The following is a 22,012-nucleotide window of genomic DNA, read 5'->3' on the forward strand; positions in this document are numbered from 1 at the left end:
AGAGCCCGCTACTTCAGCTGGAAAGCGGTCTCGACTTCCTCACGACGCTTCTTCTCGACGAAGAAGGAGAGGAACGGGACCACGCCACCGAGCGCGGTGATAATCCACTTTGCTGGTTCCCAGCGGGCCTTGGTACCCAGGTTTACGGTGGCAATGAGGAATGCCATGTAGCCGAAGCCGTGAATCTGGGCGGTGTAGAAGAACCACCGCGGCGCGTCGGCGGAGTTGTCGAGGATGAGGTACTTGTAAATCATCTCGGCACACAGCAAGAGCAGCATCACACCCGTGAAGTAGGCGGTGACGGAGAAGTACGTCAGTGCCTTCCTTACGCGCTCTTGACGATCTGGATTGATGTTGGTCACTAAAAGTCCTTTTCTCGAATAAGCAGTTATCGCCTAGGCGTTGGTGCCAGAATCCGTCGATTGTGTCTCATCCACACGCTGCACCTTTCGCGAGCCATCTGGGTTGGTCGGCAGGAATTCGTCTGGAATTTCCGTCATGACATCGTCTTTAGCCTCAAATGCGGCCTCGCTATTGCCGCTCAGGCGTTCGCGTTCGTACTCCATGTATTTGCGGTAGGCCCAAATAAAGAACAGGCCGAAAGCTGGCCACTGCAGTGCGTAGCCCAGGTTTTGGAATGAGCTGGTTGTGTTCCACCTGCTGAGCTGCCAGTAGGCGAGTGCAAGAGTGGCGCCGACTGCAAGAGCCAAGAAGATTAGTTGCACCACGCGGGTACGAGTGGGAATCTTCGCTGGCTTGTCAGTGGTATTGGAATGCTGTGAAGTGGACACATAACCACCATAGCTAGTCCGTGACCTGCCAAGCTAGCGCGCTCGCTGGATAGGCAGGGGATGGGACATTAGGAATTCAGCTAGGACATTAGGAAATCTGCGGCAAACCCGTTAAAGTGTGTACAGTCCAAATGAGCTGTGAAAGTTCGTTGCGCCTGTAGGTGGCTTATCAGTAGTCCATGCTTACGGGGACTGTACGTAACTGTCACGGATTCGCGACGGGCGCCTGTGGCGGAATTGGCAGACGCGCTGGATTTAGGTTCCAGTGCCTTAGGGCGTGGGAGTTCAAGTCTCCCCAGGCGCACACATAAATACCCCGTGACTATGCAGGTCACGGGGTATCTTCGTTCTCCACCCCGTCAGATTTTCCGCCCTCATTAGGCCGCGTGCCCAAAATCTGGCCCATTTCCCGCCCGAAGCTATTCCAAGGTCGCTAATCTCCCGTGCACGGTGTAGAACCATGACTATGAAAATTGTTGTCTGCGTCGTTTATCCCCGCTACCCAGATAACACTGAACCTCTCGGCGGGTTCGTCGAGTCTGAAGAAACCGCCCTCGCGATTGACAACTGGTGGCGCGCACAACCCGGCGACATGATTGGCACCTGGGAAGACTTCGAAGTCGAGGTTGAAAGCCGCGACCAGCTCCTCTACGGAGTGTTTAGTGGTACCCCCACTCTTGAAATCACCGATAGCAATTTCTGGGACCCCATCTGTCACGGGGTGTACACCGACCGCAAGGTGGCTGAACACGCGGCAAAACCCAAGACAATGTGGGAGGCCAACAACTGCCCGCCAAAGTTCGTGCTCCCCTTCCGTCTGGGCTGGAAATTTGACCGGTATTTCCCCGATGGAAAACCCTGGCCGCCAGACCAGTTGTAGACCTGCGACAGTCCTGCCTCTTTTAGCGGGAACGCAAGACGGGGCAGTCGCACAGCGCGCGTGAGTGCCATTCTGGGAAACCTTTGTTCGCTCATTCCACTGCGTAGGGCAATCGAATCTGTCGATACAATGACGCTGATCGAATCGTATCTTGAATCGTAAGGTGGAAGCAGGGAGGCAACATGAGCATCTCGATGCATCTGGATGAGTACATGGCGCGTCGTGGCATAGTTCCCGACGACACTGTGGTCAACGATGATCCCTGCGCAATCTTCGACGGCAAGGTCGAGCGCGATGGTAAGTCGCAGCAGGATCTTGAAGAGTCAGAGCGGCGCTTAGAAGAAGCGGAGTCCACAATTCTGGATATGCTAGGCGATTAATCGAGGAAAGATTGAGCGTTCTCGGCGCCCATTGACACGCATTCCGGGTGTGATGTTCATCACCGATTGGGCATAAATTGGCTCGGTCTTCCGCGTTTTATTTTCCACCGCCGGCGCTGCCAGGGTGGTGAAGCGCAAGCAACTTTTCGACAGGGGAACACTGTTTCCTACCTGCGAAGTTCTTGCGCTTTCGAAGCGTTGTACTCGCTGATTTCGCAGCCGTGTTCAGCCTCTCGTTTTGGGGCTGCAAATTATCTTCGCGTTGATGGCGCCGCGAAACTGCGCGAGAAAAACATGATGGATTCCTCATGATTTATGGCATAGTGTCCTGGCAAGGATTTGGAAACAAAAGATGTTTTCATTTCGTACTCCACAAGACAAGGACCTCAGCCACGTGAAATACGAAAAACTCGCCACTTTGCAGACCAACGTCGTAACTGCTCCAGACCTGGGCACTTTTGCAGTCACTTTCGCCGGTCAATCGCAACCATGGCTGGACACTCTCTCCAGCGTCATGGCCAGTGGCAACTCAAAGAAACTACGGGAAGTTTTCACTCGCGCTGAGGAACTGCTCACACCGCTTGACGACGATCTCATCGGCCAGCTTCCCGCAGGTTTCGACCCCTTTGGCTGGGCAATCTCACTCGTTACAGACGAGCCATTTACCGGAGATACAACCAACCCTGCGGTCAGCGTCCCGGGCATCGTCTTGGCACAGTTGGGCATTGTCGAGTTGCTGGAAAAGCAGGGAATTAATATCACCGAAGCGGTAGCGGTAACCGGTCATTCGCAAGGTGTTCTTGCCGCTGAGATTGTCGCTCGCCCAGAGAAGGCAGCAGAGCTTCTGGCGCTAGCTCGCCTCATCGGTGTGGCGTGTGCGCGCGGAAGCCGAGTAGCCGGATTTGGGCACGCGCCGATGATGAGTATCTCTGGCCTGACGGTCGAGGAGTTGGAGCCTTTCCTCCCCCAGGGCTGTGTCATCGGTCTGAAGAATACGCAGACTACCAGCGTAGTTATCGGCAAGCAGGATGAACTAGACCAGCTGGCAGAGCAGCTCACAACGCAGCAGCCGAAGGGTCGGAGAGTCGAATGTACAGTTCTGCCAGTTAGTGGCGCATTCCATCACCCAGCGCTGGTACCTGCTGTGGCATGGGTAGTGGAGCGAGCTGAGCGCATTGGGCTAGATGCGGAAACGGCGGACCGGCTTGCGCGTGCAATCTTGGTTGACCCCAGTGACTGGAGCGCCGAGGTACGGGGGCTCATCGACCAAGGAGCAACCACCATTTTGGATCTGGGGCCGAACACAGGCGTCGTCAAGCTGACAGAACGCAACGCTGAAGGCTATGGCGTGGCGGTGATTCCTGCGGCGACAGCTGCGGGGAGGGGCGTCCTGTCTGAGAGCGACATTGAGCACCCGACATCGTGGCTGGAGTTTGCGCCGCGTCTGGTCACTGGAGACAAGCCCCGTGTCGAGACGAAGTTCACCAAGTTGACCGGGCGCTCGCCAATTCTGCTCGGCGGTATGACCCCGACAACCGTTGACCCTGAGATCGTGGCGGCTGCTGCGAATGCGGGGTTCTGGGCGGAGCTGGCCGGTGGCGGCCAAGTCACGCCGGAAATCTTCGAGGCTAATGTGGCGCGACTCTCCGATCTGCTCGAGGAGGGGCGCAGTGCACAGTTCAACACCATGTTTTTGGATCCGTACCTGTGGGGTTTGCACATTGGAAGCCGCCGTTTGCTCCCGCGCGCAGTGGCAGCGGGGCGACCGATTGATGGCGTCACCATCTCCGCGGGAATCCCCGAGGTGGACGAGGCAGTTGAGCTAGTAAAGCAGCTGCGTGAGGGCGGGATTCCGCATATCTCCTTCAAACCGGGCACAATCGCTCAAATCGAGTCGGTGCTCGAAATTGCAGACACCTTGGCGCAGCAGGGCACGCCGTATCCAATCATCATGCAGGTTGAAGGTGGGCGTGCCGGTGGCCACCACTCCTGGGAAGATCTCGATGACCTGCTAATTAACACCTACGCAAAGATCCGCAAGCGAGATGTGGTGCTTGCTGTTGGCGGCGGTATCGGCAAGCCAGAGCAGGCCCGTGATTATCTGATGGGCACGTGGTCGACACGGTGCGGATTGGCGCCGATGCCGGTAGATGCTGTCATCATCGGCACAGCTGCGATGGCAGCAAAGGAGTCGACCGCCTCCGAGTCCGTGAAACAAATGTTGGTCGACACCGTCGGCACTGACAACTGGATTCCCGCTGGTAGCGCCATGGATGGCATGGCGTCGGGGCGCAGCCAGTTGGGTGCTGATATCCACGAAATTGATAACGCCGCAGCACGCGCAGGCAGATTGCTTGACGAAGTCGCAGGTGACCTCACTAAGGTGACTGAACGACGCGCAGAGATCATCGAGGCGATTAACGCCACCGCGAAGCCGTACTTCGGAGATGTCAGCACCATGACGTATGCCGAGGTGCTGAACCGCTATCTCGAACTGTGTGCGCCCGAAGGGACGTTCCTCGATCCAACGTGGTCGACGCGCTTCGTCGCACTCGTCGACCGCGTAGAGGCACGACTGAATGCAGTCGACGCGGGCACGTTTGACGCGCTTGCCGACGGCGACAGCTTGCACACCCAGCCGCAGAACGAAATCTCGCGACTGTCCGGCCTGCTGGATCTGGATACCCAGCTCCACCCAGCAGATGTCACCTTCTTTATCTCTGAGCTCTGCCGCACACCTGGCAAACCTGTGCCATTCGTTCCGGTTATCGATGATGAGGTTCGTCGCTGGTGGCGATCGGACTCCCTATGGCAGGCGCATGACTCTCGCTACGATGCGGATCAAGTCTGCATCATCCCAGGGCCGCAGGCTGTTTCGGGCATTACCCGCGCGAATGAGCCAGTAGCGGAAATTCTGGGTCGGTTTGAAAAAGCTACTGCACAGGCATTGACGGATACCGGCTACCTGCCGGAGGCACCTGTTGACGCCCTCAGCCGGATGCTCGCAGCACCTGTGATTTGGTGGGCTGGTCGACAGCAGCCGAATCCGGCGCTGGCACTTGGCGCGGAACATGAGTGGGTATGTGTATCTGACGCAAGTGATGTCTCTCGTTCACAACGCCTGGAGCACCCAGGTACTGGTGCCATTTTGGAGACCATTGGAGCTGATGGCAGCAATGATGAGGGCGGGGAGGAGCTCGTCTGGGCACAGCTGACCGTTCCGCTGCCCGATGCTGCGGGGGAGAATACGCAACTGCGAATTCGCCTGTGCCAGAGTGCAGCGGTGGGCGCAGTGCCCGTCGTCAAGCATGAGGATGCGGCAGCCGCGATGCGGGAGCTGACGCGAATCGCGGCTGGCGGTGAGCTTGCAAACATCGTCGATGGGGTCGCGGAGTGGGAATCCGTGTGGGATCCGATGGCGATGGCTGACTACGATGCGGTCACTATTGCAGCTGCCGGCGATGAGTCACAGGCGACGGTGCCGGACGCGTTGGTCGGGCATGCTTGGCCAGCGATTTTTGCGGCAGTCGCGCAGGCGCGTACTGAGACCGGCATTGATGTTGTTGAGGGCATGCTCGCGCTTGTTCACCTTGAGCATCACATTCGTATGATTGGAGCTCTGCCGCAGGAAACCACAACGTTGCGGATTAGTGCGCGTGTCGACGAGGCCGTTGATACGGACTTAGGGCGACTAGTTGTGGTGCGCGCGGAGGTTCGTGATGGCGATACGCTGCTCGCCACCTTGAGTGAACGCTTTGCCATTCGTGGCCGAAACGGCGGCGAGACAGCGCGGACCAATACTGTGCCATTTCCAACGGTCACGGATACGCCACGGAGTTTCCGCGGTGCCTTGACCGTGGAAGCGCCTAAGGCGATGGAGCCATTTAGCTGTGTCACGGGCGATCGCAATCCTATCCACGTCGATTCCCGGGCAGCAGCGCTAGCTGGTCTACCAGGGGTTATTGTCCATGGAATGTGGCTGTCGGCGATGGCCGAGCATGCGGCTGTTGCCACGTCGGATGCCGGCATTGGCAATCGGGTGATTGAGTTCACTGCGACTATGCTGAGTCCGGTTCTACCTGGTCAGGAAGTGAAATTCTCTGTCGAACGCCGTGGTTTTGATGACCGTCCAGGCGCCGGTGAAGTCCGTGAAGTCACGGCCACAGTAGAGGGCGAGCTGGTACTGACTGCCACTGCTGTAATTGCCGCACCGACGACTGCATATGTCTTCCCTGGCCAGGGGATTCAATCACAGGGGATGGGGCTGTCTGCCCGGACTCGCAGCGTAGCGGCCCGCCGCGTGTGGGACCAGGCGGATGCGATGACCCGAGAGAAGCTTGGCTTTTCCGTACTGGCTATTGTTCGGGACAACCCGGTAGAGGTGGTTGTGGATGGTGTGCGCTATTTCCACCCAGAAGGTGTCCTGAATCTGACTCAGTTCACCCAGGTTGCGATGGCGACGTTGGGGCTGGCGCAGGTTGCGGAGCTCCGTGAAGCAGGGCTGCTGGATGAAACAGCTCACTTTGCGGGACACTCTGTCGGTGAGTACAACGCGCTGGCGGCTTTCGCTGGTGCGCTTGACGCAGATGCCGTGTTGGAGGTTGTCTACCGCCGCGGTTTGACCATGCATGAACTGGTCGAACGTGATGAGCAGGGGAGGTCCAACTATGGTTTGTGCGCCCTGCGTCCGGACAAGATCGGCGTACGCGAGGACGAGGTCACTGAGTTTGTTAATCGGTTGTCGCAGGAAACCGGTGAGTTCCTCGAAGTCGTAAATCTCAACCTGGCAGGCAAGCAGTACGCCGTCGCCGGCACCGTCGCGGGCCTTGCGGCACTGGCTGAACAGTGCGAGCGCCGCAGCTCGGACGGCAAGGGATACGTGCGTATCCCAGGTATTGATGTGCCATTCCACTCCAGTGTCCTACGCGACGGTGTGGATTCCTTCCGTAAACACCTGGAGCGGCTGCTGCCAGCGGAAATCGCTCCAGAACGCCTGGTGGGACGCTATATCCCGAATCTCACCGCGACCTCTTTTGAGCTGACCGAGAAGTTCGTCCGCCAGATGGCTGCAGTCGTCGACTCAGACATTCTGGAAAACATCCTTGCCGACTTTGATACTGCTGCTGAAAACCCGGCGCGCCTGGCCCGCATGTTGCTGGTCGAGTTGCTGGCCTGGCAATTCTGCTCACCGGTGAGGTGGGTCGAAACTCAGGATCTGTTGCTTGAGGATCTCGGTGTCAGCCGCATTATTGAAGTCGGTGTAGGTACAGCGCCCACACTGGCAAACCTGGCTGCCCGTACCTGCCAGTTGCCCCGCCACCGAAGCCGTGACATTCGAGTGCTCAATCTCGAGCGTGATGCTGATGCAGCGTTTATGCGCGACCAAATTCAGCCGGAAAAGACTGAGCCCGAGTCGGAGGTGACACCAGAGCAGGACGCGGCGCAGACCCTATCTGGAGCAGCAGGAGCATCGGGAGAAGCAGGATCAGCGGCGCCGGCGGTATCCGCAGACCAATCCGCGGCGACCGAACAGGCAACCACGATCACGAGTGCTGCCACTCCGGCTGCCGAAGTTGCTGATATCGCAGTCAGCCCGGCAGAAGCGCTGGAAGTTCTTATTTGCCAATGGACGAAGGTGCGCCCCGACCAGCTCGGCGCCGCCGACTCCATTGAGACTCTGGTCGATGGAGTCTCATCTCGACGCAATCAACTGCTGCTCGATCTCGGAGTGGAATTCGACCTCGGTTCAATCGAAGGGGCCGCAGATGCGGAACTGGCTGATCTAAAGGACAAGATTGATAGCTTGGCCAGTGGGTATTCGGCATTCGGTCCGATTCTCTCCGAAGCCATTGCCGACGGTATTCGCCGGATTACCGGTCCTGCCGGTGCAGGCGCGAATTACATCGATGACTATGTGGTCGATGAATGCCAGCTCGGCAAGGGGTGGGCAACCGCAGTTAGCGCCGAGATGATGCTCGGTACTCGCGAGGGCGCATCCCTGCGCGGCGGTGATCTTGCGCATCTGGCACCGGCCGCCCCAACCAGTACTGCTGAACTCAACCAGCTGATCGATGAAGCAATCCTCGCGGTCGCCTCGCAGCGAGGTGTATCTGTCGCTAAGCCGTCGGCAAGCGACAGTAGTGCTGGGATGGTCGACTCGGCTGCACTCACTGAGTTTGCAGATAAACTGACTGGTCAACGAGGAATTCTTGCCACCGCTGCACGCACGATTCTGGAGCAACTCGGCCACGAGATTACCGGTGCCATTGACTTCGATGCCGAAGACGCCGACAGCAACCTGGTAAATCTCGTCACTGCTGAACTCGGTGCGGACTGGCCGAAGCTGGTCACCCCGACGTTTACGCCCACCAAGGCAGTGCTGCTCGACGACCGCTGGGCCACCTCCCGCGATGACCTAGCACGCCTCTGGGCAGCCGCTGATGAAGACGTGGCTGACACCGCGCCGGGCAGTATCCACGAAACCGCAGTCGAGCAGGCACAGTGGTGGGCTGCCAAGGCAGACGCGGCAGGGCGAACACAGTTGGCGAGTATCTACCGACAGCTGGCGGATGAGTCCATCACGAATGTGGACGAACTATCGATGAATGCCGACATCGCAGTTGTTACCGGTGCATCGCCAAATTCGATTGGCTCCGCTGTGACTGCACAGTTGCTGTCTCAGGGAGCAACCGTTGTTGTCACTACCTCACGCCTGGGACATGAGCGCCTGAGCTTCTACAAGCAGCTCTACCGCATGCATGCGCAGGGCGAGGCGAAGCTGTGGGTGGTACCGGCGAACCTGTCCAGCTTCCAGGACCTGGATTCCCTTATCGACTGGATCGGAACCGAGCAGACTACGACGATTGGTGCGGAAGTGGTTGTGACCAAGCCCGCGCTGTCACCGACGCTGCTATTCCCGTTCGCGGCGCCTACGGTCTCAGGTTCGCTTGCCGACGCCGGTCCTGCGTCCGAGACCCAAATGCGTCTGCTTCTGTGGTCGGTGGAACGACTCATCGCAGGGATATCAGCACTTGGCGGGGACAATAATCTGGACCATCGTTTGCATGTGGTGCTGCCGGGTTCACCGAACCGTGGTCGCTTCGGCGGTGATGGTGCCTATGGTGAAGCCAAGGCCGCACTCGATGCAGTGGTGGCGCGCTGGAATGTGGAGGACGCTTGGCGCACCCGCGCCACTCTGGCTCATGCACAGATTGGTTGGGTTCGAGGCACCAACCTGATGGGTGGAAACGATCCGCTGGTTGCTGCAGTGGAAACAAAGGGAGTTCGCACCTTCTCCACCGAAGAAATGGCAGCTGAACTCATTGAGCTCGCGAGCTCGGAGGCTCGGAAGAAGGCACAAACCCGCCCGATTCAGGCCGATCTCACCGGCGGATTGGGTGACGTCGACCTCAACATTGCGCAATTGGCGCAGGAGGCTGCGCAGGCGGCTGGCCCAACAGCTCAAAGCTCCGAGGTCGCTAGCGGGGCGCGTTCGCAGGAGCCGTCGTCAAGCCGTGTTCTGAGCGGTCTGCCAAGCCCACGCCGACCAATTGCGCAGACAACACCGACCTTTGGTGACATCGCAGCGGCTCCGGAGGACATGGTGGTCATTGTGGGCGCCGGTGAGCTTGGGCCGTACGGTTCTTCCCGGACGCGCTTTGAGGCTGAAGTCGATGATATTTCTGCAGCAGGAATTGTGGAATTAGCCTGGTCAATGGGGCTGATTTCCTATGAGGGTGGCTGGCGCGATGCCGACGGGCAACCGTTGGCAGAAAGCGACATTGCTACGCGCTACCGCGATGAAGTACTGGCGCGAGTTGGTGTGCGTCGTTACGCCGATGATGGCGATTTGGTTGACAATACGATGACTGAGCTGACCACGGTCTACCTGGATCGTGCGTTGAGCTTTGCTGTGCGTGACCGCGCGGCAGCGGAGACTTTTGTCAGTTCCAACCCGGACAACACCACTGCGAGCTTCGATGCCGAGACAGGGCAGTGGCTTGTGACACGGGCCGCTGGCACGCCAGTTCAGGTTCCACGCCGAATGGCGATGAGCCGCTATGTTGGCGGTCAAATTCCGCAGGGCTTTGACCCGGCACGCTACGGTATTCCGGCAGACATGATGGACAATCTGGACCGCGTGAGCTTGTGGAACATTGTCTGTACTGTCGATGCCTTCTTGTCATCGGGCTTCAGCCCAGCGCAGCTGCTGGAAGCGGTCAACCCGGCGCGAGTGTCGTCGACACAGGGCACAGGTATTGGTGCGATGGAGTCGCTGCGCAGTCTTTACATCGACGGTCTGCTGGGGCAACCGCGAGCCAATGACGTCCTGCAAGAGGCATTGCCAAATGTTATTGCCGCCCACGTTATGCAGTCGTATGTCGGTGGCTACGGGCAGATGATTCACCCTGTGGCAGCCTGTGCGACGGCAGCGGTGTCGGTGGAGGAGGGCGTCGACAAGATTGCCCTGGGTAAGGCAGATTTTGTTGTCGCGGGTGGCTTTGATGACCTATCCACAGAGGGAATCACAGGTTTCGGCGACATGGCCGCCACAGCTGACTCCGCCACCATGGAAAACAAAGGCATCGAGCATGAGTACTTCTCCAGGCCGAACGATCGTCGACGCGGAGGTTTTGTGGAATCGCAAGGCGGTGGCACGGTGCTGTTGGCTCGCGGAGACATCGCCCGTGACATGGGGCTCCCCGTGCTCGGTGTCGTCGCATACGCCCAGTCCTTCGCCGACGGCGCGCACACATCCATTCCGGCGCCGGGTTTGGGCGCGCTAGCGGCCGCTCAGGGCGGCGAGAAGTCTCGGTTGGCTCGCGCCCTTGCAGCACTCGATGTCACTGCGGATCAGGTCGCGGTGTTGTCCAAGCACGACACCTCGACCAATGCCAACGACCCAAATGAGTCCGAACTGCATGAACGCATTGCAGATGAACTCGGTCGCGAGCGCTCTAACCCGCTGTTGGTGGTCTCTCAGAAATCGCTGACGGGACACGCTAAGGGTGGTGCTGCAGCGTGCCAGATCATTGGTCTGACCCAGGTGTTGCGCAGCGGCATTGTGCCAGGTAATCGATCGCTGGACTGCGTCGATCCCGCATTGGCTGAGCATTCGCGTCTGGTATGGCCAACGAAGGCAGTCAATTTCGGCAATACGTTGCCGCTGAAGGCTGGCTTTGTTACCTCGCTCGGGTTCGGACATGTCTCGGCACTGGTGGCAGTCGTGCATCCGGAAGCTTTCTACCAAGCGATAGTGCAGCACGATGGCGCTGAGGCTGCGGAGCGTTGGCGGTCCGCGGCGTACAACCGCGAAGCGGCTGGTCTGCGTCGCATTGATGAGGCTATTTACGGTGGAGAAGCCCTCTACGAGCGTCCACGCGAGCGAAACCTGGCGGACGGTGGTCGGTTCGGTTCACCCGCTGCATTGGAAAAGGCAGTTCTGCTTTCCGACGGCGCCCGTCTGATCGATGGTGTCCTCCAGCCATGATTGGCGTAGACCTCGTCTATATTCCGGGCTTCGAAGAGCAGCTGAATATGCCAGGAAGTCAGTTCGCGCAGGCTGTTTTCACACCTGCGGAGCTACTGGTAGCTAGGCGCCGCGGAGCAGTCGGCGGCGCGCTGGCGCGTCACTTAGCGGGCCGCTGGGCTGCGAAGGAAGCCTTCATCAAGGCCTGGTCGCAGACTCTCTTCGGCAGCCAACCGCCGATTGCGCGCGATCAGCTGGACTGGCGGGAAATAGAGGTGCAGCCGGATGCCTACGGTCGCGTGAGCATCAGTCTCCACGGGGCTGTGAGCCGCCATTTCCACGATCAGGAGTGGCAGCTGGGGCCGTCGTTAAGCATCTCGCACGACGGCGACTACGCAATCGCCGTCGTACGCTTGGACTAGCCCGGCGCCGTGCTAATCGACGGACTTCTGACGGCGACCGACCAAGATGCCGGCACCGAAGATTAGCGCGCCCAGGATTGCGCCGGTTCCGGCGACTGCGGCGGTTTGGAGCGGGGAGTTGGTCGCGGCCTGCTGAGTCTGCACATCAACTTCGTCGAGGCCATTGCCGGAAGCGTTGGACTTTGCGGAAGCCTTGCCAGATGCCTTGGATGAGCCGCTGGCCTTGGACTCTCCGGTCTTGGAGGCACCGGTCTTCACAGCTTCTTCGCGTTCCTTGGCGGAGCCGCCGACGCTGAGGTCCGTGGCCGTGTCCTGGCTGCGGTCGGAGGAACCGTGAGCAGCAAAGGTGTAGAGTGCGCAGTCATTTTCGACGCAGTTGGCGGCCGATGTGACGGCCTCGACATTGAGCGTTGTGGAGAAGCTGCCGTCGGAGGACATCTGGGAGGTGCGGACAAACTCAGCGGCGGAGAAAGCATCAGCGTTGGTGGTGGAGAACTTGTTCTTCTCAGCCACTGCGACGTAGATGCCGTTGCCACTGGTCTTGAATCCGGTGCCGGAGACGGTAATTGGGGTGCTGCCCGATGGATTCAGTTCCGTGGTGGACAGGCTTACCGACGGGGTGCCGGTCGAGGAGCTGCTGCCGTTGGAGCTGCTGGAGCCGCTGGAGGCGCTGGTGCTACTCGTTCCACTAGACCCTGTGCTGCCACTGGTGCCGGAGCTTGCGCTGCCTGCGGACTGTGAGGAGCCACCGCCGGAGGGCAGGGTAGCGTCCTGCTTGGCAGCTCCGCCGGCAAACGATACCGCGGTCGCCGTGTCCTGGCTGCGGTCAGAAGAACCGTGAGCAGCAATGGTGTAGACCGAGCAAGCGTTCTGCATGCAGTCTGCCGTGCCGAACTTCGCGCTGACCGGAAGATCCACGCTGAAGCTGCCGTCGGACTTCAGGTTGCCGCGAGAGGTAGACACAAACTTGGTATCCGGGCCGAAGGAATCGGCGTTGGTCACATCCATCTGGTCATTTTGCGCGATACCGACGTAGATGCCCGGTCCAGAGGTCTTGAAACCCTTGCCTTCGACTCGAATGGTGTCGCCGCTCGGGTTCAAGTCTGAGGTCTTGGACAGGCTCACCGATGCGTTACCCCGTGACTGCGACGGTGACTGCGAGCCCGACTGTGACTGGGAGCCCGAACCAGCGCTCTGGCCACCGCTCGGCGCCGCGCCGGTGGAACCCTGCGATTGAGCAGCCTGGGAAGTAGCACCCGCCTTGAAGGTGATGGGGACCCACTGGTCATTGCTGCGGTCAGAAAGATTAGGGAACGCAGTAAAGGAGGCTACGTAGCACTGGGTAGAGGTGCAGTCGACATCGCCAAAGCTGGTCGCGACCTTCATCTCCTGCGTAAAACTTCCGTCCGCGCCAACCGTGACCTTGGCCGCTTCGCCGTAGGTCGAAGGGTAGCCCGACTTTGGCTTCTCGATTGTCTGGGCCAGGTAAATATTTGCGTTAGCGGGGTAGCCGACTCCCTTGATGGTCACGGTGGCGCCGTCGGACAGATCGGTGGCAGGGGTCACGGAGAGCTGGCGCTCAGACTGATCGGTGCTGCCGCCGAGAAGGTCGCCGATGCCGGGGAGCGAACCGCCGAGCTGTCCAATCGATGGCAGTGACTGTGCCGATGCGGGGACTGCGGGTAAAAATCCCGTACTCACTACGATTGCCGAAGCTAAAACAATAGAGCGGGGAAGCAGGCTCCGTCGGAAAGCGCCCTGCGTCGTGGACATGTGAACCTCTGATTCTGTTTGGGAGTTCCGGCGCAGGCGCGGCGAAAAACAGGGAACCCCACCGCGCTGACCAGAGTAAAGCGTAAACTAAGGCAAGCCTACCCTCCGCGTATTGATAAGGGCAATAAATGCCCCTGCCGAGGTGGGCGAGGGGTGCTCTCTAGTCTGCGGCCTCCGCGACGCTCATGAGATAAGAGATTGTCATGCGTTTGATTTCCTGCACCGTCAGCTCGTAATGAGCTTCCCGCTCAGCATCGCTTCCCGGATGGTCCACCGCATAATTCAGCAGGGCGTACGTGGCGTTAATCATGAGGTCGGAGATGAAGTTCAGTTCCGCATCGCTTGACGACGGCACCAGCGGGCGCAGCACCTTTGAAATCTCGGTGACCAGGCGTGACTTCGTATCTTCTGCAGTTGCGCGTGTGGCGGGCGTTGATTGAACAGCCAACCATACGGCTCTTCTAGAAACGTCCTCGCGCCAGAGCTTTGCCAGGTGATCGATGAACTCCGAGAGAAACTCCGGCCATTTCAAGGTGGGGACTGTTTCTCCGAAACGTGAGACTTCCTCGATGACGGCCTCAGTGTCCTGACGGTCGAGCTCGCAGATCATCACATACTTGTTTGCGAAGAATTGGTAGAGCGTGCCAATGGGGATATCTGCGATGCGAGCGACTTCGTCGAAAGTGAAAGACTCAAACCCGTGCTCGATGAGCACTGTGCGTGCCGAGCTGAGCATGCGTGCGTACCGCTCTCGGCTGCGTTGCTGAGCCGGAGTGCGACGGGGACGAAGAATATTCGGTGCGTCCTGGGATTGAGTCACTACTACGAAACCGTCTAATCGGGATGATGTGGGAGGAGAGTTTGGGGCCAGGGTCAGAGTAGGCCTTGCGGCTAGTTAGCTTTCGGAAGCCTGTGATTCCACACCCAAGTCACGCAGTACGCGCTGGACGTGCCCCTTGGCGCGAACGTTGTACCAGGCCTTTTCAATTTCTCCTTCGGCATTAACCAGGAAAGTCGAGCGGATGACGCCCTGGACAATCTTGCCGTAGTTCTTCTTCTCGCCGAAAGCGCCGAATGCGGTCATGGTTTCCTTGTCCGGATCGGACAGAAGGGTGAAGTTTAAGCCGTGGTCCTCGCGGAACTTTGCGAGTTTCGCCGGCTTGTCCGGAGAAATACCTACGACAGGAATGCCGGCATCGTTCAGGGCAGCGGATTCATCGCGGAAGTCGCATGCCTCAGTGGTGCAACCTGGGGTGTTGGCCCGCGGGTAGAAGTAAATCAGCACGGGCTTGCCCGCGTAGTCCGACAGAGAAACCTGCTCTTCGGCGTCGTTGAGAAGAGTAAACGCTGGGGCAGGGTCGCCAGCTTCCAGACGGATGTTGTTCTGGCCGTATTCTTTGTCGCTGGAGGAAGAAGTAGTCATGGCTTCATCGTATCGACTCTGGAGCGGTGCGTGTCGACTCTGAAGCAATGCGTTGAGTTTTTCCCCGTGCTCGCCCACGTTGCTGTAGTGGAAGTGTTAGTCTTTTAGGCGAACAATCACTTTAGATATTCAACTTTTTAGGGAGTTTACGTGGCTCGCAGCATTGAAGATATCCAGCGCGATATTGAGCGTAACCGTAACCAGCTCGCCCGTACTCTGGATGAGCTAACCGTGCGAACGAATCCGAAGAACGTTGCGGATGACGCAAAGACCCGTGTTTTCGATGCTCTGAATGAGCCGAAGGTGCAGGCAGCACTGGGCGTCGTTGCCGCACTTGTTGTTGGTGGCATCGCAATGGGCATTCGTCGCAACCGCAATCGCAGCAAGGAAATTGACCGCATTCGCGAGATGATTGAGACTGCTGCTAAATAGTTTTTCGGTAATTAGCGCACGCGCTTCGGGTGGTTGCCTGGGGTCGTGCGCTTTTGCGTATCTAACCCTTGTTTGAGTCAGGCGTGGGGTGCGAGCGAGGGTTGCAAGTTGGCACCTGCGCTTGTTGTGCAACAAAAAGACCGGGAGGGTATTTCTACCTTCCCGGTCTGTATTGTGCGCCATCAGGGACTCGAACCCCGAACCCGCTGATTAAGAGTCAGCTGCTCTGCCAGTTGAGCTAATGGCGCTTACTGTTTCCTGCTTGGTGCTCTCTGTGTGAGCTCCTCGCCGGCAACGAGAAGATATATAACCAGGTTTCTGATTGTTTGTAAAATCGGCTGGTCAGATGCTGTTTTTGAATTGATGTTTTTGCATGTTTTTTGAAAGGTTTTGCGCAACCGTTTGAAAAAAGTTCAAAAAAAGTTTGGAAATCCTCAAAGTGGGGTAGGGCCTGTATCAATGCCATCGACGTTGGGAGTGTGCATAGATGTCGGAGTTACGTTCGACAGTGTTCAGTAACGTCCGGAAGCGTCCGGTGGCACTTTTGAATAGCGAACTGATTACTTTTCGGTAACGCAGCTTCAAGGGGGCGCTGTTTTCCCAGGTCGGTTGAAGTGCCCCGGTTTTTTGGGGTTGCACAGCAATTTTCCAGAGGGTTAACTGTAGGAACCGTTGGGCTACTTTGCGTGCTGCGCCCTGTGAGGGGTTGATGACTGCGATTGGGCAGTCAATAAGGCTTTTCAGTTAGGGCGAGCGTTTTATCGGTGGCTAGTGCCGCTGCAGGGCAGTCTGACCTTTTTCGAGGGCGCACCAGGGGCTGTAGCAGGACTCCGCTGTGTGTCGCAGTGTGTCCCCGGGACTTACTACTTAATAATTGCACTGTTGGAGTGAAGCACGATCATGCGGCAATCTTTTAAGCGCCTGTCGATGGCGGTGGTGACATTTGCGACCACCATCTCGCTAGCTGCTTGTACCGTCGGCGGAGATAATGCCGAGCAGCAAGAGGCGGAGAAGCCAGACGTTGGTCTTGTCGCCAGTGTGAAGGACGACGCCACCGATGTTTCGGTGGTTGACCCGATTTCGGTTCAGGTGGAAGAGGGACATCGCCTGGACAAGGTTGTTATGACCAACCCTGAGGGCAAAGAGGTCAAGGGCAAGCTCGACTCCAGTGGTACCAAGTGGACCACTGCAGAACCCCTGGGCTACTCAAAGACCTATGAGATTAACGCCACCTCGGGCACAGAAAAGCTGGCTACTTCTTTCACCACCGTCGAGCCGACTTCTCAGGTAAATGGTTACCTGTCCCCGCTGGATGGTTCCACCGTGGGTGTCGGTCAGACTATTGCTGTGAAATTCAGCGCGAGTATTTCGGACCGCAAGGCTGCTGAGGAAGCAATTAAGGTGACCACCGAGCCTAAGGTGGAAGGCGCTTTCTACTGGCTGAATAACAGTGAGGTGCGCTGGCGTCCAAAGGAGTACTGGAAGCCGGGGACCAAGGTTACCGTGAAGTCCGATATTTACGGCACGGATCTTGGTGACGATATGTACGGTGCGGAGTCCGCCGAAACCAGCTTCACTATCGGTGATGAAGTCATTGCTATCGCTGATGACGCGACGAAGACCATGGTCATTAAGAGGAACGGTGAAGTCGTAAACTCCATGCCTATCTCTATGGGGTCGAATGTTCACCCGACTCCGAATGGCCAGTACATCATCGGTGATCGCAACGAGACCATGGTGATGGACTCTCGTACCTACGGCCTGTCTCTGGAAAACGGTGGCTACGTCACGCCGGTTAACTATGCAACGCAGATGTCTTACTCCGGTATCTACGTCCACGGTGCACCGTGGTCAACGTGGGCACAGGGCAGCGTCAACCAGTCTCACGGCTGCATCAACGTCACTGACGCCAACGCTAAGTGGTTCCTGGACAACACTAAGCGCGGTGACATCGTGATTGTGAAGAATACGATTGGTGAGACGCTCTCCGGTGTTGATGGACTCGGTGACTGGAACATCCCGTGGGAGACCTGGAAGAAGGGCAACGCCGACGAGACCAGCTCTTGGTAGTCCATGTCCTCTAAGTGAGGCCATCATTTAAGCCACGCGGGTTAGTCCGTTTCCTAATCACCCAACATTCCCAGCTCCTGCGCCCGAGCAACAGCCGCGGTGCGGGAGCTGACGTCTAGCTTGGTGAAAATATGTACCAGATGCGATTTCACAGTCGCTTCGGTGAGCACCAGCTGTTCTGCAATTTTTCTATTCGACATACCCCGCGCGACCAACTCGAGCACTTCGAGTTCGCGCGGGGTTAGTGCTGTATTGGGGTTGCGCATCCGCCCCATCAAGCGCCCGGCCACTTGTGTGTTCAGCACGGTCTCGCCGCGAACGGCACGACGGATACCATCGATGAGCTCCTCCGGAGCGGCATCCTTCAGCAGATAACCAACTGCGCCTGCGGTGACAGCGCCGAGCACATCCGAGTCCGAAGAATAATTGGTCACCACCAACACTTCTGGAGCCTTTGCGCCGCGCCCGGCCAGTGCGCGGATGGCTGCGGTGGCATCAACTCCGCCTGCGCGGGTAGCAGTGCCAGGGGCCTCACCAAAGCGAAGGTCCATGAGTACCAGATCGATGTGGTCGCAAGAGTCGTCGTCAAGCGATGCACGCACCTTCTCGACCGCCTCGTCACCGCTGGCCGCCTCGCCAACCACGACGATATCCGGCGCCGATTCAACGACTGCGCGAAGACCAGCGCGGACGATGGGGTGATCGTCGGCGATGAGGACTCCGATGGGCATGGTCACCTGGCTAACTCCTCGGGTGATGTGAATGGTCGTTTCCTACCTGCATACCAGGCGCGGGACTTTAAGAGGCGAGCTCGTGCGGGATGCTGACGCTGACACCGCAGCCACGCCCCGGTTCCGACTCGATGGTGAAGGTGCCGCCGAGCTTCTCCACGCGTCGGCGCGCGTTGGCGATCCCCACGCTGTCGTCGTTAGTTGGTGCGGTGGGGTCGAAGCCGATGCCGTTGTCGACGCAGTCGAGCAGAATCTCGTCGGGCTGGTAGGTCAGGGTGACACGGCAACGTGTGGCGTGTGCATGCTTGACGACGTTCGCCAAGCTCGCCTGGGCCACCCTGATGATGGTTGCTTCGACGGTGGCCGGCAGCCGCGTGGGTGTGCCGTCGACGCAGAAGCTGACAGCATCGCCCAGCACCGTGGAGGAGCAGACTTTCTCCAACGCACCGGATAGGTCTGCGCCTTCGAGGGGAGCCGGCTGAAGTGCTGCGATGATGCGCCGGGTCTCGGCGAGATTGTCGGCCGCAACCTTGCGGGCGAGCTGTAGCGAATCCACCGAGGTCTGGTCATGCTGAGTGGAAGCACTTTTCATGCGGGACTCCACCGAATGCAGTAGCAGCTGGATGGAGGAAAGCCCCTGCGCCACGGTGTCATGAATATCGGCTGCGAGGCGTGCGCGTTCGTCCAGCTCACCGGCACGACGGGACAGTGCTTCCGAGTGGGCGCGGGCGGCTGAGAGCTCCTCCAGCGCCTTGGTCTTTTCGATAGTCTCCTTCTGCAGGAGCCGGAACCCCAGCCCCACCGTAAGTACAAACGTCCCGCCCAGAATGGGGCCAAGGACACCACCAAATGTCAGCGGAGTATGAATAGCGATAGCGCCAATTGCCGTCGCCGTTGTCGCTGCTACCATGATTACGGCCGTAAGACCGCCGGTTACCTGCAGAATTACGAAAAACAGTGGGAAAACCAGGAACGAGGCATCCAGCGTTGCAAACGCCAACGCCGCCCAGCACAGCAGCAGAATCACAAGCCAGCCCAACAGCAGGCCACGCGGCTTAGTCAGCGCGACCTCGTTGGCTACGTTGCCATGCCGAGCCCGCCCAATCGGCCCAATGGAACCTGCGATGTACACCGCTAGAAAGCACGCCGCATAGGTGATGATTCGCCACTGCGGATCCGGAACCACGCATACCGCCAGCAGCACCAGCACCAAAACATCCAGGGCAAACCGCAGTAATTGCCAGCTGCGGTTCAGAGTCTCAGGAGTATCCACGCTCTCGAGCTTAGGGCAGTTCCGCCTGCCAAAACACCGCTGACGAGCCGGAATTGTCAACATCAACCGAAAGTTGGAGACGAAGTTCAACCTCCATGGCGATTAAATCCGCCTTTGAATCCACGACCATAATGAATATGTACCAGTCAATGAAAGAACTTCGAGCCGCTCCAGGCCGTGCCGCACTGATCACCATCACCGTCGGGATGATTGCTGTGATGGTCACGTTCCTCTCGGCTTTGGCTGCAGGCCTGTCCGCCCAGTCCGTCTCCGCACTTGACGAGGTCTACAGCAAAAACGATGCCGTCGTCGTCTCCGAGGGGGCTACGTCGTTGTCGTCGTCAAGCATCGGCGAGACGGCGCGAAAGAGCGTCCAGACATGGGCGAGCGACAACGGCGCAAATGTCCGCGATGTCTACGTCAGTCGTGCGCGCGTCGATGAAACGCCCGTCACCGTCATCTCCGACTTTTCGCTTAACGACGACCAGGTGGCCGTCACCGACGGCGTCAGTGAAACCGCCATTGCGGAAGGTGACTCGCTGACCCTGTCTGGCGCGATGGGCGAGCACGAGGCCACCGTTGCGCGCGTGGCGGGAGATAAGTGGTTGGACCACCAAGCGGTCATTTATGCCGGGCGCGGCGTGATGGAAGACCTGACGCCGGGGCAGATGGTGCCAGCGGCGATGGTTGTCGACGAGTCCGCGGCGCAGCTGCCGAATGTCTCGGAAGGAACCATTCTGCGCGACGGCGAGCGCAATAACCTGTCGGCTTCCTACCAGGGTGAGCAGACCTCGCTGAACGCGATGACCTCGATGCTGTATGTGATTTCTGCGCTGGTGGTAGGCGCGTTCTTCACCGTGTGGACCGTTCAACGACTGCGTGGTGTGGCCATTTCCTCGGCGCTCGGTGCGTCCCGCTCCGTGCTGGTGGCTGACTCTCTGGCGCAGGTCCTGGCCGTGCTGGCAATCGGAGTCGGTGGCGGTGTTGCGGTGACTGCAGCGGCGGGCTGGGCTCTGCAGAGCGGCGACGTCATGCCAATTGTGGTCGATGCTTCCACGACCGTCGTGCCGGGGCTCATTCTGGCCGTGACCGGCGTAGTTGGTGCGCTGCTGGCACTGGTGCCGGTATTCCGCGTCGATCCGACCACCGCATTGGCGAATGCGTAGTGGCTCGTTAGTACGGCCTAGCACGGCGGCTTCCCACAGAACACTCACATCGCGTTAATCATGCACAACCTTCAACTGAGGAATTGAGGAATTCAGGACAAAATGACTACCTACATCGACAACCAGGCTCCCGTGGCACTCGCTCTGAAGAACATTTCGCTGACCGTCCAAGATGGCGACAACAAACGCACCATTTTGGATGACATCTCGCTGAAGATCCGGGCAGGCGAGGTAGTGGGACTGGTCGGACCATCGGGTTCCGGCAAGTCGACTCTGTTGACCATCGCAGGTTGTTTGAAGAGTGCCGATACCGGACATGTCACGCTGTACTCCAACAAGCAGGACGCGAACGGTGCAGGCGCGGACGAGAGTGCGGAAAGGAAGGCCATTGATCTGAGCGCTCGCGGCGCGGATGCTGCCAAGATTCGTCGCGAACACATCGGCATCGTTTTCCAGCAGCCGAATCTTCTGCCAGCGCTGACGGTCAAGCAGCAGCTCATCGCAATGCGGCGATTGGGCCGTGTTTTCGGGTGGCCCGCGGGTGGCCGTCGTGAAGCGGAGAAGCGCGCAGATGAATTGCTCGAGGCAGTCGGACTGGCTGGGCTGGGAGAACGTCGCGTGAGCCAGCTTTCCGGTGGTCAGCAGGCACGCGTCAATGTTGCGCGCGCACTGATGAATGAGCCGGAAGTGCTGCTAGTCGACGAACCGACCGCGGCTTTGGATCAGAAGAGTGCAGGGGCGGTGACGCGACTGATTATGGATGTGACGCGGAAGATGGGTGTGGCCACCCTGTACATCACCCACGACCTGGGGCAGCTCCACGGTGCCGACCGAATCGTGGAGATGGTTGACGGCAAGCTGCAGTCCGCGGATGCAGGCTTGGTGGCTACTCGGTAGTGACTATGGGGGGAGGAGGCGGCATCGAAAAGGCTGGGTCAGATAACCACGCCGCCGGAAAGGCTCACATTTTTGGCCTTTAACCCCAGAAATTACGGGCTGCAAATGTGAAACTGTGTGAGTTTATGACACTTTCGGGCTATTTTTCGGGCGGTAGGTTCAGGCGGTGAATGCATCACCACTTTCGACCAGGAGAAGTAGTGAAGCAAACCCGCCGAACGAAATACAGTGCCATCAAACCCATTGCGCTTCAACACATCGCCAACGGGGCATCAGCAAGCGCAGTTGGGCGCGATTTAGCGATT

15 protein-coding genes and 2 tRNA genes are annotated in these 22,012 nt (G+C 58.6%); 9 read left to right on the plus strand and 8 right to left on the minus strand.

The window, feature by feature from the left end:
• Positions 1-8: 8 nt before the first annotated feature.
• Together CRD18_RS10510 and CRD18_RS10515 are read right to left on the minus strand one after the other, a co-directional pair.
• Positions 9-362, minus strand: a complete 354-nt coding sequence (locus CRD18_RS10510) for a DUF3817 domain-containing protein (RefSeq protein ID WP_005511118.1) — start codon at positions 360-362, stop codon at positions 9-11.
• Positions 363-395: 33 nt separating this feature from the next.
• Positions 396-791 carry a hypothetical protein gene (locus CRD18_RS10515; protein WP_016422268.1) on the minus strand — a complete coding sequence of 132 codons (396 nt, stop codon included), beginning with the start codon at positions 789-791 and terminating at the stop codon, positions 396-398.
• Between the two features lie 222 nt (positions 792-1,013).
• Here CRD18_RS10515 and CRD18_RS10520 point away from each other — a divergent pair.
• The 5 genes from CRD18_RS10520 to CRD18_RS10540 all read left to right on the plus strand — a co-directional run bounded on the left by CRD18_RS10520 (position 1,014) and on the right by CRD18_RS10540 (position 11,942).
• Positions 1,014-1,095 (plus strand) — tRNA-Leu (locus CRD18_RS10520).
• 162 nt (positions 1,096-1,257) lie between these two features.
• Positions 1,258-1,671 (plus strand): hypothetical protein, encoded by a 414-nt coding sequence (locus CRD18_RS10525; RefSeq protein ID WP_224783804.1) that lies wholly within the window; start codon positions 1,258-1,260, stop codon positions 1,669-1,671.
• A gap of 182 nt (positions 1,672-1,853) precedes the next feature.
• Positions 1,854-2,051: a hypothetical protein gene (locus CRD18_RS10530; RefSeq protein WP_016422270.1), complete on the plus strand. Its 198-nt coding sequence runs from the start codon at positions 1,854-1,856 to the stop codon at positions 2,049-2,051.
• A gap of 394 nt (positions 2,052-2,445) precedes the next feature.
• The gene (locus CRD18_RS10535) at positions 2,446-11,541 is read left to right on the plus strand and encodes a type I polyketide synthase (protein WP_070827258.1); all 9,096 of its coding nucleotides are present in this window, start codon (positions 2,446-2,448) and stop codon (positions 11,539-11,541) included.
• A complete protein-coding gene (locus CRD18_RS10540; protein ID WP_016422272.1) occupies positions 11,538-11,942 on the plus strand; it encodes a holo-ACP synthase in 405 nt (134 codons plus the stop codon). The genes CRD18_RS10535 and CRD18_RS10540 overlap by 4 nt, the downstream gene beginning before the upstream one ends.
• Before the next feature lie 12 nt (positions 11,943-11,954).
• Here the strand turns inward: CRD18_RS10540 and CRD18_RS10545 are convergent, their stop codons facing one another.
• The 3 genes from CRD18_RS10545 to bcp all read right to left on the minus strand — a co-directional run bounded on the left by CRD18_RS10545 (position 11,955) and on the right by bcp (position 15,138).
• Entirely contained in the window at positions 11,955-13,715 is a 1,761-nt protein-coding gene (locus CRD18_RS10545; protein ID WP_080971516.1) for a neocarzinostatin apoprotein domain-containing protein, read from the minus strand.
• A gap of 160 nt (positions 13,716-13,875) precedes the next feature.
• Positions 13,876-14,535, minus strand: a complete 660-nt coding sequence (locus CRD18_RS10550) for a TetR/AcrR family transcriptional regulator (protein ID WP_049172878.1) — start codon at positions 14,533-14,535, stop codon at positions 13,876-13,878.
• Positions 14,536-14,610: 75 nt separating this feature from the next.
• Positions 14,611-15,138 (minus strand): thioredoxin-dependent thiol peroxidase, encoded by a 528-nt coding sequence (bcp, locus tag CRD18_RS10555; RefSeq protein WP_049172881.1) that lies wholly within the window; start codon positions 15,136-15,138, stop codon positions 14,611-14,613.
• 150 nt (positions 15,139-15,288) lie between these two features.
• Between bcp and CRD18_RS10560 the strand changes: the two genes are divergently transcribed.
• Positions 15,289-15,570, plus strand: coding sequence for a DUF3618 domain-containing protein (locus CRD18_RS10560; protein WP_038628049.1), 282 nt, complete (start codon positions 15,289-15,291; stop codon positions 15,568-15,570).
• A 175-nt stretch (positions 15,571-15,745) separates the two neighbouring features.
• Here CRD18_RS10560 and CRD18_RS10565 read toward each other — a convergent pair.
• A tRNA-Lys gene (locus CRD18_RS10565) sits at positions 15,746-15,818 on the minus strand.
• A gap of 652 nt (positions 15,819-16,470) precedes the next feature.
• Between CRD18_RS10565 and CRD18_RS10570 the strand changes: the two genes are divergently transcribed.
• A complete protein-coding gene (locus tag CRD18_RS10570) occupies positions 16,471-17,640 on the plus strand; it encodes an Ig-like domain-containing protein (RefSeq protein WP_049172917.1) in 1,170 nt (389 codons plus the stop codon).
• A 53-nt stretch (positions 17,641-17,693) separates the two neighbouring features.
• Here CRD18_RS10570 and CRD18_RS10575 read toward each other — a convergent pair whose 3' ends face one another.
• Positions 17,694-18,371, minus strand: coding sequence for a response regulator transcription factor (locus tag CRD18_RS10575; RefSeq protein ID WP_070827487.1), 678 nt, complete (start codon positions 18,369-18,371; stop codon positions 17,694-17,696).
• 67 nt (positions 18,372-18,438) lie between these two features.
• Positions 18,439-19,644, minus strand: a complete 1,206-nt coding sequence (locus CRD18_RS10580) for a sensor histidine kinase (RefSeq protein ID WP_070827483.1) — start codon at positions 19,642-19,644, stop codon at positions 18,439-18,441.
• A gap of 149 nt (positions 19,645-19,793) precedes the next feature.
• Here CRD18_RS10580 and CRD18_RS10585 point away from each other — a divergent pair, with 149 nt between their 5' ends.
• Positions 19,794-20,810, plus strand: a complete 1,017-nt coding sequence (locus CRD18_RS10585) for an FtsX-like permease family protein (RefSeq protein WP_242458717.1) — start codon at positions 19,794-19,796, stop codon at positions 20,808-20,810.
• Positions 20,811-20,912: 102 nt separating this feature from the next.
• Positions 20,913-21,707 carry an ABC transporter ATP-binding protein gene (locus CRD18_RS10590; protein WP_049172923.1) on the plus strand — a complete coding sequence of 265 codons (795 nt, stop codon included), beginning with the start codon at positions 20,913-20,915 and terminating at the stop codon, positions 21,705-21,707.
• Positions 21,708-22,012: the final 305 nt, after the last annotated feature.

This window comes from Corynebacterium sp. LK31 (genome assembly GCF_014335015.1).
Taxonomy (GTDB): domain Bacteria; phylum Actinomycetota; class Actinomycetes; order Mycobacteriales; family Mycobacteriaceae; genus Corynebacterium; species Corynebacterium jeikeium_D.

What these genes read in the sequence shown, in the direction of transcription:
- CRD18_RS10525 (WP_224783804.1), top strand. Translation starts at nt 1,258, where the DNA reads ATGAAAATTGTTGTCTGCGTCGTTTATCCCCGCTACCCAGATAACACT.
- CRD18_RS10530 (WP_016422270.1), top strand. Translation starts at nt 1,854, where the DNA reads ATGAGCATCTCGATGCATCTGGATGAGTACATGGCGCGTCGTGGCATA.
- CRD18_RS10540 (WP_016422272.1), top strand. Translation starts at nt 11,538, where the DNA reads ATGATTGGCGTAGACCTCGTCTATATTCCGGGCTTCGAAGAGCAGCTG.
- CRD18_RS10545 (WP_080971516.1), bottom strand. Translation starts at nt 13,715, where the DNA reads ATGTCCACGACGCAGGGCGCTTTCCGACGGAGCCTGCTTCCCCGCTCT.
- bcp (WP_049172881.1), bottom strand. Translation starts at nt 15,138, where the DNA reads ATGACTACTTCTTCCTCCAGCGACAAAGAATACGGCCAGAACAACATC.
- CRD18_RS10570 (WP_049172917.1), top strand. Translation starts at nt 16,471, where the DNA reads ATGCGGCAATCTTTTAAGCGCCTGTCGATGGCGGTGGTGACATTTGCG.
- CRD18_RS10575 (WP_070827487.1), bottom strand. Translation starts at nt 18,371, where the DNA reads ATGCCCATCGGAGTCCTCATCGCCGACGATCACCCCATCGTCCGCGCT.
- CRD18_RS10585 (WP_242458717.1), top strand. Translation starts at nt 19,794, where the DNA reads ATGAAAGAACTTCGAGCCGCTCCAGGCCGTGCCGCACTGATCACCATC.
- CRD18_RS10590 (WP_049172923.1), top strand. Translation starts at nt 20,913, where the DNA reads ATGACTACCTACATCGACAACCAGGCTCCCGTGGCACTCGCTCTGAAG.